This is a genomic window from Sporosarcina sp. SG10008 (genome assembly GCF_044569405.1).
Classification (GTDB): Bacteria; Bacillota; Bacilli; order Bacillales_A; family Planococcaceae; genus Sporosarcina; species Sporosarcina psychrophila.
In genome coordinates this window covers 2,321,439-2,334,007 of the sequence record NZ_CP172607.1, presented here as the reverse complement: position 1 = coordinate 2,334,007, position 12,569 = coordinate 2,321,439, and the positions used below count along the sequence as shown (strand labels likewise).

Sequence of the window (12,569 nt, the reverse complement as noted above, 5' to 3'; positions counted from 1 at the left end):
CATACACATCTGAAATAAAGTCGTACTGTTTATTAAAAGTTACAGCGGTTTATCTCTTTGGGTACTAGTATCCAAAGGGATTTTTAATTTTTTTTATGCTTCAGCATTCAAAACCCCGAATTAGCGATCCACTGACGAATTCCATCATAAACAGGCTTTGTTCTTTTGGTCATTATCTATGGGGTGTCACAACGTAGAAATAATAAAAAGAGAAATTAGATTATATTTGCATTTTTAATATAAATCGTGTACGATTTAGTTGTGAACGATTTAAATAAAAGAAAAAGGAGTTTTTGACATGAAAGCACTTTATGAAACGACGATTATTAACACAGGCGGACGTGATGGGTATGTCTATTCACCGGACAATATTTTCAATTTGGATGTTGCAAAACCAGCAGCACTAGGGGGCGATGTCACAACTGCAACGAATCCGGAGCAGCTATTTGCTGCAGGTTACAGCGCATGCTTTAACAGTGCGCTTGAGTTACAGTTGGAGAAGGGGAAAGTTGACTTTTTAAGCAGTGAAGTAATAGCGACTGTTTCTCTTTACCCAGATAAAGAAGATAAAGGTGTTAAACTTGGCGTCAAGCTCGAAGTAACAATTGAGGGCGTTGACCATTCCGTCGCGGAAGAATATGTGAATAAAGCGCACCACTACTGTCCGTACTCTAAAGCACTCAATGGTAACGTTGATGTTGAAATAGTGATTAACTAAAAGGAGACTTAAAATGGTATCAGTTTATGATTTTGAAGTAAAAAAAACAAATGGGGAAATCACGTCACTGAAAGAATATGAAGGCAAGCCTCTAATTATTGTAAATACAGCTAGTAAATGTGGATTAACCCCTCAGTATGGCGGATTGCAGTCGCTTTATGAAAAGTACAAAGATGAAGGGCTGACGGTTTTGGGATTTCCTTGCGACCAGTTTAATAATCAAGAGTTTGACGATATTAATGAAACAACAGAATTCTGCCAAGTGAATTATGGTGTCACGTTCCCCATTTTTGCGAAAATTGACGTGAACGGTGACGATGCGGATCCACTTTTCACACACTTAACGACAGAGAAAAAAGGGTTGTTTTCGAAAAAAATCAAGTGGAACTTTACGAAGTTTTTAGTGAATCAACAAGGAGAGGTTGTAAAGCGATATTCGCCGCAAACTGAACCTGGAAAAATCGAAGAAGATTTGAACAAGATTTTATCATGAAGGATTTTCTGTCATTGAACAGCCAGCTTTGTTTCGCTGTATACGAAACGGCTGGAGAGTTTAATAAGCTGTATACAAGTGTATTGCAGCCGTTTGGTTTGACGTATCCGCAATACTTGGTGCTTTTAGCGTTATGGGAAAAAGATGAAATATCGATGAAAGAACTTGGTACACGACTCGACCTCGGAACCGGAACGCTGACGCCGATGATTAAACGTATGCAGGAAAACGGCTGGGTACGAAAAGAACGCTCACAAGAAGATGAACGAAAAGTGTATATTTATTTAGAAGAAAAAGCGCACCGCGATCAGGGGCCAATCACGAAACGAGTCGCAGAAGAAATCCAACTCTGTAACATCAGCTTGTCTGAATATGATGAGCTGATGATGCGGCTGAATGAGCTGCATCAAAAAATGAAAGAACGGTCAAATTCCTCTGGTGCGTAAAGCGTAGAAGGACAGTCCCTTAGTAGCATTCACCCTTTTATTATTCATTGGCGCGGTATGGATGTGATATTAAGTCTATATTTTAGGGAAAGTAAAAGAGTTAATTGTACAAATAGTAATCAACTAAATTTAACCATTAAATTACTGCTTACTTTTGCGGTGAATACTAGACACCCCATGTACACGTGCTTGCGGATCGCTTTGGATTGAACGACTACTGCATCATTATCGGGATTTATAGCTGTTTAGGGGTGCGATAAAGTCGCACCCCTAAACAGCTATTTTCGTTAATTGTATGGTGGTCTTTCATCCGTCGCTTTCCGAAGGTACAGGTACACGAAGTGCTAAAGATTTTGGGAACGAGTGAATAACTACTTACTCTATCTTTATAACATATCGTTTTGAATTTAAGTCATTGTCACTTTCTATATAGCGTCTGCTCCAAGGCAATTCTGAAATCAAAGAGTTTACAGCATGCTTACCCAAACGGGATGGATTTGACATGTGGAAAGATTTACTGAAGATAACAATCGATGAGTTAACGAGCCTTGATTCATTCAACAAAGGGAAATGATTAAGAACAGTCCTAAGCCTCTATTTTCTATAATAAACACAAACAACTTAATATTGACAGTGTGTATACGTTTGTATACAATTAAGATAATAACACTTTGTATACAAATGTATACAAAGGGAGGGGAATACAAATGAGAGAAGAACATATCAAGGGAGAAGGTCGTCATCGCGGCAGACGCCACGGAGGGGAAGAGGGCGTGCATCAGCGTGGTGCGAAAACCTTTCGTCGAGGAAGAGCAATTGCGTTTTTAGAGCGTATGCATCTGAAGCGTTCAACTATTATGCAACAGTTAGATCAACCCGAGTTTCTATCAATCCAGCCGATTTTAGTCGGTGAATTAAAAGCGATTGATATGATCATTAATGAGTTTATTCAACTATTTGAAATCAATGTAGATGAAATGTCGGATCGCAAGCCAATGGTAGATGCTAATGTGGAAGGGATTGAGTTGGATGAAAAAAATTAACGGATATATCGATTCAGTGTTTACGAAGCAAGATACTCTGTTGGAGGAAGTGATTGCATCGATTGAAGGAAACGGTATGCCTGCCATATCGGTTTCACCTTCTTCTGGCAAGCTACTTACGATGCTGACAGCCATTTCAGGGGCGAAAAATGTGCTGGAAATCGGGGCGCTTGGCGGCTATAGTGGAATTTGTCTTGCCAAAGGGTTTGGTAGTGAAGGGAAATTAACTTCCCTTGAATTAGAGGAGAGATATGCAACGTTAGCAGCTAGCAATTTAGCGAAGGCTGGCTTTGGTGATCAAGTATCTTATAGGACGGGGCCAGCTTTGAAAAGCCTTGAAGGATTAGTTGACGAGGGGCAGCGATTTGATTTTTTCTTTATCGATGCAGATAAAGAAAACTATGAAAATTACTTAGACTATTGCATTCGACTTGCGGAGGCGGGTGCGTTAATCGTGACGGATAACGTACTGGCTGGCGGTAGTGTAGTGGATCCAGAGGCGAAACCAAAACGTTATACAGAATTAATGAAAACATTCAATGAAACGGTAGCAAATCATCCCCAATTGGAATCGCTTCTTATTCCAATCGGGGATGGGATGACGATTTCACGAGTGAAGAGATAACAGAAGAATTTCAGTGACATAACTAACGGGGTCTCTTTTGGGGGAATAAACAAATAACAATGGAAATCGTACTTTACTCAGAACGTTAAAGAGAAGACTATCATCGATAAAAGCATTAAAAAAGGGCGCCCTATAAGCGCTCTTTTTATATATTTTTTTGTGAGTTATGAGAGATACTTTACAACAACTTATCAACTACAACTATAAGCATCCATTAGTTGGGTGATTTCTTTTGAAATTTCATTATCTACTTTTCCTACTTAATCGTCTGATAGAAGCGTTCTCAACATTTTCTTATCACCAAGGTACTTAATTTCCTCTATTCCACCTGGGCGAAGAATCGCTATCCCTGTTATTTCTGCATCCACTTTATCTTCCCCTTTTTTTTCATATTCAATATAAACAGTAAAGTAATAATTCGTTGGGGTGTCTTTATTTTGCTCTATAACGATTTTACTAACAGTTGTCTGATAATCGTATTTGTCCGCCGCTAAGTGGAACATTAATACATAAGTTCTCACTAATTTATCGTAACCACTTTCGGAAAAATAAGGTCCGTAGCTATCCTTTAAATATGCGCTATACTCTTTACTGAATGGTACGCTCGCCTGGTTCTGTTTCTCAGCCCACTTCCACAGTTCATTGTGTGCTTGTATTGCTTCTTTATTTGGAGTAGTCAATTCATACTCCAGATAGCCTTGAATAAGTTCTATGTTTTTGTCTTGTGGTTCGTCTTGAGTACAGCCTACAAGTAATAGGAATGTAAGAGCTGCAGATATGACAACGCCAGTCTTCCCTCGAAAGACCTTCTCTATGAAGAAAGAAATACGATTCGAACGTGATTTATTATGGTACATAGTCTCAACCACCTCCTCTTTTTTTATTTTTTATCTACTTCTTATACGGAAAGTATGTTATAAAAGTTTCATTTTTCTAACTATTATGAAAGGTAGTGACTGGCGCCAGTCACTGCCTTTCACATGATAATCATTGTCTATACCACTGTCAGATATTGAAGACCCCCCGTTGTAAACTGTAGGCGCTGTTTATTTCCCGATAGATGACTTCTATTTAAGTGGGATGATTCATCGGATTTCCAACGCCAACTGAACGAGTTACTCAACGGTAGTATGACGTTACCTATAAGAATATGTGGTTCAAAGACATCTATGGTGAAAATATAGTAATTGGATGATTAAAATGACTGAGTATCCATCAAACTGTAATGGAGAACAAGAATCTTTCAGAGGGCAATTCGATATGTTCTTTGTAAAGGGAAGCAAGATTATTAGAAGACGAATTCCTTTTTTAATTACATTCTAAAGTAAGGAGTTATATAAAATGACAATTACTAATTTGAAAAAGTTAGAGGAAATCAGACAGGCACTCAATTCAAAGTTTTTCGAACGAGAGAACGAAGTTGAGGGGATTCTTGTAGCTCTGCTCTCTAGACAGCATATGCTCATGATTGGACCTGCTGGAACTGCGAAATCCGCATTGGCGTTTGAATTAGCAAAAATCGTACAAGGAACAGAATACTTCCAATGGTTGCTGACAAGGTTCAGTACACCCGAAGAAGTGTTTGGCCCGTTGTCGTTAAAAGACCTTGAACAAGGTGTGTACAAGAGGAATACAGCAACTAAAATGCCGGAAGCTAATCTAGTTTTCCTTGACGAAATATTTAAAGCAAACTCGGCAATCTTGAATAGTTTGCTGACGCTTATCAACGAACGACTCTTCTATAATAACGGAACGCCAGTAAAGGTTCCTTTAATGTCAGTTATTGGTGCTTCGAACGAATATCCTGAAGAAGGAGAAGGGCTTGAAGCTCTTTTCGACAGGTTTTTACTTCGGTTCGAGCTAGACTATATTGCGGATGATACGAATTTTGTTTCTATGATGAAGGGGACCGGTCAAAATCAGGCCATGCCTTCCTTGACGATGGATGAATTGATTCAACTCCAGTTTTTGACGGACAGGGTTACAATACCGGATGAAGTGTATGAAATTCTTTCGGAAATTCGTACTAATTTGCGTGACGAGGGAATTCGGCCTTCTGACAGGCGGTTTCAACAGTCGCTTTCAGTCCTTCAAGCGAAGGCGTTGATAAACCAAAGGCAAGTTGTGAAGATAGATGATATTGTCATCCTGGAAAATGTACTCTGGGAAACGGTGGATCAAAAAGATACCGTGTCTTCCATTATTCGCAACCATTCACAAGATGTTGTTACTCAGATCCTCTACTCCATACAAAATGAAGCAAATGAAGTATTCTACGCCATACTGCAGGATCATTCGCCAGAAGCAGGAATGGAAGCAACTCAAAAAATGAAAGCTTTAGTGGCTGATTTGAAGAATCTCCAAAGTAACAATCAAAGTAGGAAGGCTGATATTGGCCAATTACTTGATAAAGTGACCTCGATGGAACATGAAATCCTGGATAGTATTTTAGAACCGTGGTATTTTGAATCCCAAAATGACAAGAGGGGCTCCACCAGCACCTTTTTTAATATGTGAAAGGGGGTATTCTTTATGAAGAATCGTTCAGTCTTGAATACGGACGCATACGATAAAAGACGTTTTAAAGAAATTTTCGACATGTCTCTGGGTCTTCAAAAGGTAAGAGTTGAAGGTGCTTTGCCAATGTTCGAACCATTATTGGCTGATATTTGGGCTTCCTTATATAAGATGAAACCAGAAATTTTGGCAGGGGACGTAGACTGTGTACTTAAGGTGAATAAAACACTTATGGACAGAATCATGGCGGATGAATCCTTTGTACACTACCGAAGCTTCACCCGATTGGATGATTTATTGTCAGCTATCGGCACGGTGAAATTCGGAGAAAAGACGAATCGGTGGCTGGCTGACCAAAAAGAGGAAGATGAAGACTTTCAAAAACAGATCCAGGAAATTCACGCAATGCAAAGGCAACCTCAAGAGCAGGATTGGCAAGAAGAGCCAAGGAGTGGAAGTCGGGTGTCGGAAGAGATTTTTAATGAAATGATGACTAAATTTGATGAGAAATTGCAACAGTTGCTTCAAAATAACAGTCATAGCTTTTCACAAGCATTGGCTCAAGCCATGCAAGAAACAAAACAAGTGAAAGACGGTCTAAAGTCGTTGCTTGGCGGCTATAGTGCAGGGAGTGGTGATGCGGAATTAAAAAAGGTTCCTTTACGCGACCAACTAGCATTAGCTGAAAAAATGGCTTCTGATAAAACGATGAAAGAAATAGCGGAGTGGGCGGGTAGATTCAAACAGATAGCCCGTAAAAAGCAGAAATCCATACATAAAGAGTCTATGGGAAGAAGGGGAGTTACGTTAGGCAACGATATCGAGAGGTTACTCCCGATGGAATTTGGCTTATACATGCATCCAATATCGAAGAACGATTTTCTTCGTCGCTTTGTTGAAGGCCAAACCATGCAATATGAACAGAAAGGGCGTGAGGTATTGGAGAAGGGTCCAATCGTACTTTGTCTAGATCAGTCAGGCAGTATGTACAAACTGGATACACAATCCAAAGGTTTTATATTAACCCTAATGTCCATTGCGAGAAGGCAGCGAAGGGATTTTTGCTTAATATTATTCTCTACTCTGACAGAAATTCATAAATATGAAAAAGGGAAAATTAAAGGGTCTGATATGGTTAGTTTGGCTCGAACCTTTCTAGGTGGGGGTACGAATTTTGCACTTCCGCTTGATGAAGCGATGAATGTAATCAATGAAAGTCGGTTTAAACAAGCCGATTTGGTTTTCGTTACGGATGGTGAGGACACTTTAAACGATTCATTTCTACTAGAATTCAACAAAAAGAAAAAAGAAAAGGATTTCAACGTTCTTTCCCTAGTGCTCGGAAGCAGCATACATATAGTAGAACAATTTTCAGACAGGGTTATTCAAGTTTATGATTTTGATGACGCAGGCAGTTTTACTGCTTTTGAAATATAAACTATATATGTTGAACCAATGAATCCTGCGTATGCGCTTTACAAGGGCATTTGAGAGATCGTTGAAAAAGTCCTAATACTTAGAACTAATTAGAATTCCTGCCAATACCGCTTTGACGCTTTGTGGATGCCTCCCGCGATAAGCCAGAAAGAAGACCAATTGGGAGGCACCCCCTAGCGCCAAGCGTTGTTGGTAGGATTCTTTATTGCAACATATCTAGTTTTATATCTTTTATTCTGTCTCATCGGATAACGATGTAGAACGATCATCCAAATAGCGATATAAAGTAGACTTACTAATTCCAGTCGCTTCTTTTATGTCATATAACGTATAATTCTTACTGTCATACATTGAAAAAGCCAGCTGTAAATTGTCATCTGGTTTTCGTGGACGACCAATCGATTTACCCTGTTGTTTAGCAGCTTGTAGCGTAAATGTAGAAGAATGGCTTAGAAATTTAGATTGTAAATCAGCGAAAAAAGTAGCACTTTGAAGTAGTGAAGCTTTTTGTATTGTTTGATTGGATAATTGTTCATCGAGGAAGTGAATGGCGATTTGATCTCGTTCTGCTAGTCGTAAAATATCTAAAAGCTGCTGCAGGGAATCAGCTAATACTACAATATTTTGGACGAATAGTTCATCATCTTTTTTAAGTGCCATTAATAAGTGTTCAAGCTCTGTTCTTTTCCTGGCAAGTCCATGTGTCTCTTTACATAATGTATCAATGAAAAGTTCATTTAATTGGTGGGCGCAATGTTGATCCAAGACAATCGGACGGATATATCCGTATTTCATTTTTTCGCTCCTAACTTCCCAAAAGTATTACCTTATGGGACTAAAAATGATATGATATTAACATTCTAACATTGGCATAAGCTTTTTTATAATTTTAGACATCATGAAAGGGGAACCGTATGTATACTTTAAAACAACAGTGGTTTGGGAATATGCGTGCCGATCTTTTAGCAGGTATGGTTGTAGGACTTGCACTCATTCCTGAAGCATTGGCTTTTGCGTTCATTGTGGGTGTAGATCCCCGTGTCGCGTTATATGCTTCATTTACAATTGCGGTCATTATTTCGTTTGTAGGTGGCCGACCTGGTTTAATTTCAGCTGCGACAGGTGCAATGGCTTTAGTGCTCGTCAGCTTAATGGCAAATCATGGTCTACAATATGTACTTGCAGCCACAATTTTAACAGGAATTATTCAATTAATACTCGGGGGACTTGGTGTTGCGAATTTAATGCGCTTCATCCCAAACTCCGTCATGCTTGGATTTGTGAATGCACTAGGGATTATGATTTTCATTACACAATTGCCTTATTTACTGGGTTCAAATAGTATGACCTATCTATTTGCGATTGTTACATTAATTTTAGTGTACGCGATTCCACGATTTTTCACGGCTATTCCTGCACCTCTTGTTGCGATTGTCGTTATGACTTGTATTGCGCTCATAAGTGGTGTGAAGTTACAGACGATTGGTGATCTAGGGACGATGCCAAATTCATTGCCGGTTTTTTTCCTTCCAGATATTCCACTTAACTTTGAAACGTTAAAAATCATATTCCCTTATGCTTTGGCTTTATCGATTGTTGGTTTATTGGAATCATTACTTACTTCCCAAGTATTGGATGATATGACTGATACGTCGAGTAATAAAAATAAAGAAGCACGTGGACAAGGGATCGCCAACTTTATCACTGGTTTTTTCGGTGGGATGGCAGGTTGTGCTTTGATTGGTCAATCAATCATCAATATTAAATCAGGTGGACGAGGACGCTTATCAACATTAACCGCGGGTGTATTTCTACTGTTTTTAATTATCGTTTTAGGTGATGTAGTTATCAAAATTCCGATGCCTGTTCTTGTCGGGGTGATGATTATGGTTAGTATTACAACATTTAATTGGGGTTCGTTTAAGTTTCTGAAACAAGCGCCTAAATCGGAATCACTTGTTATGCTCATTACAATTGCGATTATCTTATATACACATAATTTAGCGATTGGTGTTGTTAGTGGTGTTATATTAAGTGCGCTATTTTTTGTTGCAAAAATTTCTCGTGTGACAGTAACGCATGATTTAGATGGATATAAGGTGAAAGGACCTTTGTTTTTTGCATCAACTACGAAATTTATTCAGTCATTCGACAATGTTACAGAAAATGAAATCGTCATTAATTTTGAAAACAGTCAGCTGTGGGATGAATCTGCAGTCGGTGCAATATATAAAGTGAAACAGAAGCTTGAGCAAAAAGGTGTGAAGGTACAGATTCAAGGGTTAAATTCTTCAAGTGAACAATTGTACAAACGATTAACATAAGGGAGGAATTCACATGAAGATTGCTGTAGCAATTGATGGGTCAGAAAATGCTTTACGTGCAGCAAAACATGCTATTACGATCGTCCGTTACTTACCTGATGCGCAGTTAGAAGTTATTTATGTCTCGGACTATAATAAGGCAAAAGATGAGCGGCTGTTATCGCAAAGTCCAGAGAGCTTAACATTAAAACGAGAGCAAAAAATGCATCCTATTTTAGAACTAGCAAAAGATGTCGGAGTGAAGACGAAGACTACCATGTTGAAAGGGAATCCAAGTCAAGAAATAATAAAGTATGTGAATTCAGAAGGAATTGACCACCTTGTCATCGGAAGTCGCGGCTTAAATACTTTTCAAGAAATGATAATCGGCAGCGTCAGTCACAAAGTAATGAAGCATGTAAATTGTCCGATTACGATTGTTAAATAAAGGGCCTTCATTCCCACTACTATACGATCCATGTGACTGGTGAGAAGTTGAATAAAGAGTGCCTGTGCATTCCATTATAAAGATTTTTTTGTTTGGACTCCTTCCTATTTTTGGGGTTATGTGTATTATTAATTTCACGCACATATTAATGCATCAGTAGTGTAATTGAATCTTTACATACTGAAATAGGAGGTGTTAGTTGTGAAAAAAAGATTAAGTCCCTTACCATCATTTTAATATCTACCTTGCTTTTGATAAGCTGTAGCAATAATGAGGAAAAACTAAGTAAAGTGAATGTGAAACAATTAACTAGAGTTGATGTTCAAGTGGTGAAACCTGATGAAAGCTATGACGAAGCGGTAATGATTACCGATAAAGATATTGTGGATTTGTCGAGGGTGATATTTGACCAAATTGAATTGCAACAAAATGTAAAAGCTGAGATGGATAGAAGAGAAGATGTAAAAGTAACTTTATTTTTCAGTGTTGATAAACATATGACTGAAAAATTAGTTGAATACTTTATTTGGTTTAATGATGGTAATGAAACGGCAACAATTATTGATAGGGTTGAAAATACTTACGGTACAATGGACAAGGAAAATGCCACGAAATTGAAAGAACTAGTGTTAAGGAAATAAAAAATAATACGTTATTTCCTGAATTAAAAATAGAAAGTATCGGTGCTATAATCGATGCTTTTTTGGGGCGTTGAAATAAGTGTTACATTTTTTTATATTTCCCCCCTGAGGAGAACCCTTTACCAGTGATATTATTCTTCTTTCGGTTTGTTCTAGGAATCAAGTGTGTAGTGTGTTATTACATCAACTTGCGCTTGAAGTACTGTTAAATTCTCTTGAATGGGTAAAATAAAATTTCCTGTACCGTACTCAATAATAAAGTGTCTGCGCAGAAACAAATAACAACTTCACCCGCTACGCCATTTCATAATGCGTACCAAAGCGGGATTTTTTAATAGAATAATAAGTCATCAAATGGGGTATGGAATCACATGAATAGATGATTTGTTATAAAAATCCCTTGTAGTGTACGGGGGTGTTAAAATATAGTCACGGATAGTATGTTAGATGACTACCCTTAAATTTGGTCCTATTGGTTTCTTTGAGTTGGTAAAGGGGGATTTCCATATGAGAAAAAAAGACTCGTTAGGGCTAGCACACTATGTAGATTCAATTGAAGCACAACAAAAGCTTTATAAGCGGTCGCTATTCGTTGTCGTGATGTCCCAGATTTTTGGTGGGGCGGGACTTGCAGCTGGGATTACTGTGGGGGCATTAATTGCTAGGGATATGTTAGGAACTGCAAGCTTTGCAGGGTTGCCGGCAGCATTGTTTACACTTGGATCTGCGCTTGCAGCGTTCTTAGTGGGCAGGATTTCGCAGCGTTTTGGTCGACGGTACGGGTTGTCACTTGGGTTCATCACAGGTGGTATCGGTGCGATAGGTGTCATCTTCGCAACAACTATGGACAATGTGTTGTTATTATTTATTTCTCTATTTGTCTATGGTGCAGGGACTTCAACAAATCTACAGGCGCGTTATGCCGGAACAGATTTGGCTAGTGACAAGCAGCGTGCGACTGCCATTAGCATCGCAATGGTTTCAACTACGATAGGTGCGGTGGCGGGACCTAATTTAGTGACACCGATGGGGAACTTTGCGATGACGCTAGGTATACCAGCTTTAGCGGGGCCATTCATATTAGCAGCGGCGGCGTACCTCGTAGCTGGACTAACGTTGTTCTTCTATTTGCGTCCTGATCCATTTCTAGTTGCAAGAGCAATTGCAGTAAAGCAGGAAAAACAAGTTGATTCAAATACTACAACAGTAAATAAAACACGACAGAGTAAAGTAAACCGAATCGGTATTTTTGTCGGTGCGATGGTTCTCGTCTTGTCTCATCTCGTCATGGTTGCAATCATGACAATGACCCCAATCCATATGCAAAACCATGGATCTGGACTGACGGTCGTTGGAATGGTGATCAGTCTACATATTGCGGCGATGTATTTGCCATCGCTTGGTACAGGTCTATTAGTTGATAAAGTCGGTCGTACAGTAATGGTCATTGCTTCGGGTGTCACGTTATCAATTGCGGGATTACTAGCAGCCTTTTCTCCAGGTGATTCCCTCGTCTGGTTGACGATTGCGCTGATAATGCTAGGACTTGGATGGAATTTTGGCTTAATCAGCGGAACAGCAATCATCATTGATTCAACTGATATGACAACACGTGCAAAAACACAAGGTTCTGTTGATGTGTGGGTTGCTTTAGCTGGAACAGCAGGCAGTATATTGTCAGGAATCATTGTTGCCTACTCAAGCTATGCTGTTTTAGGCTTTCTCGGCATGTACCTTTCGTTACTTTTGATACCACTTATTGTTTGGAAACGGTTTAAAGAGAAAAAAGAACATCACAAAACTTAATGACAGAAGCAAGAAAATAATGATCCTGCAGCAGTTAGCACATGTGATATGAAAAGAAAAATGAGAGAATTACACTTCATTCTATTGAATAG

The 12,569-nt window shown here is 38.9% G+C and carries 13 protein-coding genes; 11 read left to right on the top strand and 2 right to left on the bottom strand.

The window, feature by feature from the left end; translation table 11 throughout:
• The first annotated feature begins 298 nt into the window (after positions 1-298).
• The 5 genes from ACGLYD_RS11280 to ACGLYD_RS11260 all read left to right on the top strand — a co-directional run bounded on the left by ACGLYD_RS11280 (position 299) and on the right by ACGLYD_RS11260 (position 3,325).
• Positions 299-718 (top strand): organic hydroperoxide resistance protein, encoded by a 420-nt coding sequence (locus tag ACGLYD_RS11280; RefSeq protein WP_340742414.1) that lies wholly within the window; start codon positions 299-301, stop codon positions 716-718.
• A 13-nt stretch (positions 719-731) separates the two neighbouring features.
• A complete protein-coding gene (locus ACGLYD_RS11275) occupies positions 732-1,211 on the top strand; it encodes a glutathione peroxidase (protein ID WP_187045255.1) in 480 nt (159 codons plus the stop codon).
• Positions 1,212-1,225: 14 nt separating this feature from the next.
• Positions 1,226-1,657, top strand: a complete 432-nt coding sequence (locus ACGLYD_RS11270) for a MarR family transcriptional regulator (RefSeq protein WP_340742413.1) — start codon at positions 1,226-1,228, stop codon at positions 1,655-1,657.
• Positions 1,658-2,364: 707 nt separating this feature from the next.
• Positions 2,365-2,700 carry a hypothetical protein gene (locus ACGLYD_RS11265; RefSeq protein ID WP_399633029.1) on the top strand — a complete coding sequence of 112 codons (336 nt, stop codon included), beginning with the start codon at positions 2,365-2,367 and terminating at the stop codon, positions 2,698-2,700.
• Positions 2,687-3,325, top strand: a complete 639-nt coding sequence (locus ACGLYD_RS11260) for an O-methyltransferase (RefSeq protein ID WP_340742411.1) — start codon at positions 2,687-2,689, stop codon at positions 3,323-3,325. The genes ACGLYD_RS11265 and ACGLYD_RS11260 overlap by 14 nt, the downstream gene beginning before the upstream one ends.
• 260 nt (positions 3,326-3,585) lie before the next feature.
• Here the strand turns inward: ACGLYD_RS11260 and ACGLYD_RS11255 are convergent, their stop codons facing one another.
• Positions 3,586-4,182, bottom strand: a complete 597-nt coding sequence (locus tag ACGLYD_RS11255; RefSeq protein ID WP_067210762.1) for a hypothetical protein — start codon at positions 4,180-4,182, stop codon at positions 3,586-3,588.
• A gap of 484 nt (positions 4,183-4,666) precedes the next feature.
• Here ACGLYD_RS11255 and ACGLYD_RS11250 point away from each other — a divergent pair, with 484 nt between their 5' ends.
• Positions 4,667-5,842 (top strand): AAA family ATPase, encoded by a 1,176-nt coding sequence (locus ACGLYD_RS11250; RefSeq protein WP_399633025.1) that lies wholly within the window; start codon positions 4,667-4,669, stop codon positions 5,840-5,842.
• A gap of 15 nt (positions 5,843-5,857) precedes the next feature.
• Positions 5,858-7,279: a VWA domain-containing protein gene (locus ACGLYD_RS11245; protein ID WP_399633022.1), complete on the top strand. Its 1,422-nt coding sequence runs from the start codon at positions 5,858-5,860 to the stop codon at positions 7,277-7,279.
• Between the two features lie 231 nt (positions 7,280-7,510).
• Here the strand turns inward: ACGLYD_RS11245 and ACGLYD_RS11240 are convergent, their stop codons facing one another.
• The gene (locus ACGLYD_RS11240) at positions 7,511-8,074 is read right to left on the bottom strand and encodes a recombinase family protein (protein WP_338656122.1); all 564 of its coding nucleotides are present in this window, start codon (positions 8,072-8,074) and stop codon (positions 7,511-7,513) included.
• 119 nt (positions 8,075-8,193) lie between these two features.
• Here ACGLYD_RS11240 and ACGLYD_RS11235 point away from each other — a divergent pair, with 119 nt between their 5' ends.
• The 4 genes from ACGLYD_RS11235 to ACGLYD_RS11220 all read left to right on the top strand — a co-directional run bounded on the left by ACGLYD_RS11235 (position 8,194) and on the right by ACGLYD_RS11220 (position 12,477).
• Entirely contained in the window at positions 8,194-9,603 is a 1,410-nt protein-coding gene (locus ACGLYD_RS11235; protein WP_340742400.1) for a SulP family inorganic anion transporter, read from the top strand.
• Between the two features lie 13 nt (positions 9,604-9,616).
• Positions 9,617-10,030 carry a universal stress protein gene (locus ACGLYD_RS11230; protein WP_187045240.1) on the top strand — a complete coding sequence of 138 codons (414 nt, stop codon included), beginning with the start codon at positions 9,617-9,619 and terminating at the stop codon, positions 10,028-10,030.
• A 290-nt stretch (positions 10,031-10,320) separates the two neighbouring features.
• Entirely contained in the window at positions 10,321-10,671 is a 351-nt protein-coding gene (locus ACGLYD_RS11225; protein WP_399633020.1) for a hypothetical protein, read from the top strand.
• Positions 10,672-11,178: 507 nt separating this feature from the next.
• On the top strand, positions 11,179-12,477 hold the full coding sequence (locus ACGLYD_RS11220) for an MFS transporter (protein WP_399633017.1): 1,299 nt from the start codon (positions 11,179-11,181) through the stop codon (positions 12,475-12,477).
• Positions 12,478-12,569 lie beyond the last annotated feature (92 nt).

Bases quoted from the DNA above. Each gene is read 5' to 3' on its own strand.
- ACGLYD_RS11240 (WP_338656122.1), bottom strand. From the start codon at position 8,074: ATGAAATACGGATATATCCGTCCGATTGTCTTGGATCAACATTGCGCC.
- ACGLYD_RS11255 (WP_067210762.1), bottom strand. From the start codon at position 4,182: ATGTACCATAATAAATCACGTTCGAATCGTATTTCTTTCTTCATAGAG.
- ACGLYD_RS11235 (WP_340742400.1), top strand. From the start codon at position 8,194: ATGTATACTTTAAAACAACAGTGGTTTGGGAATATGCGTGCCGATCTT.
- ACGLYD_RS11230 (WP_187045240.1), top strand. From the start codon at position 9,617: ATGAAGATTGCTGTAGCAATTGATGGGTCAGAAAATGCTTTACGTGCA.
- ACGLYD_RS11265 (WP_399633029.1), top strand. From the start codon at position 2,365: ATGAGAGAAGAACATATCAAGGGAGAAGGTCGTCATCGCGGCAGACGC.
- ACGLYD_RS11280 (WP_340742414.1), top strand. From the start codon at position 299: ATGAAAGCACTTTATGAAACGACGATTATTAACACAGGCGGACGTGAT.
- ACGLYD_RS11260 (WP_340742411.1), top strand. From the start codon at position 2,687: ATGAAAAAAATTAACGGATATATCGATTCAGTGTTTACGAAGCAAGAT.
- ACGLYD_RS11245 (WP_399633022.1), top strand. From the start codon at position 5,858: ATGAAGAATCGTTCAGTCTTGAATACGGACGCATACGATAAAAGACGT.
- ACGLYD_RS11275 (WP_187045255.1), top strand. From the start codon at position 732: ATGGTATCAGTTTATGATTTTGAAGTAAAAAAAACAAATGGGGAAATC.
- ACGLYD_RS11250 (WP_399633025.1), top strand. From the start codon at position 4,667: ATGACAATTACTAATTTGAAAAAGTTAGAGGAAATCAGACAGGCACTC.
- ACGLYD_RS11220 (WP_399633017.1), top strand. From the start codon at position 11,179: ATGAGAAAAAAAGACTCGTTAGGGCTAGCACACTATGTAGATTCAATT.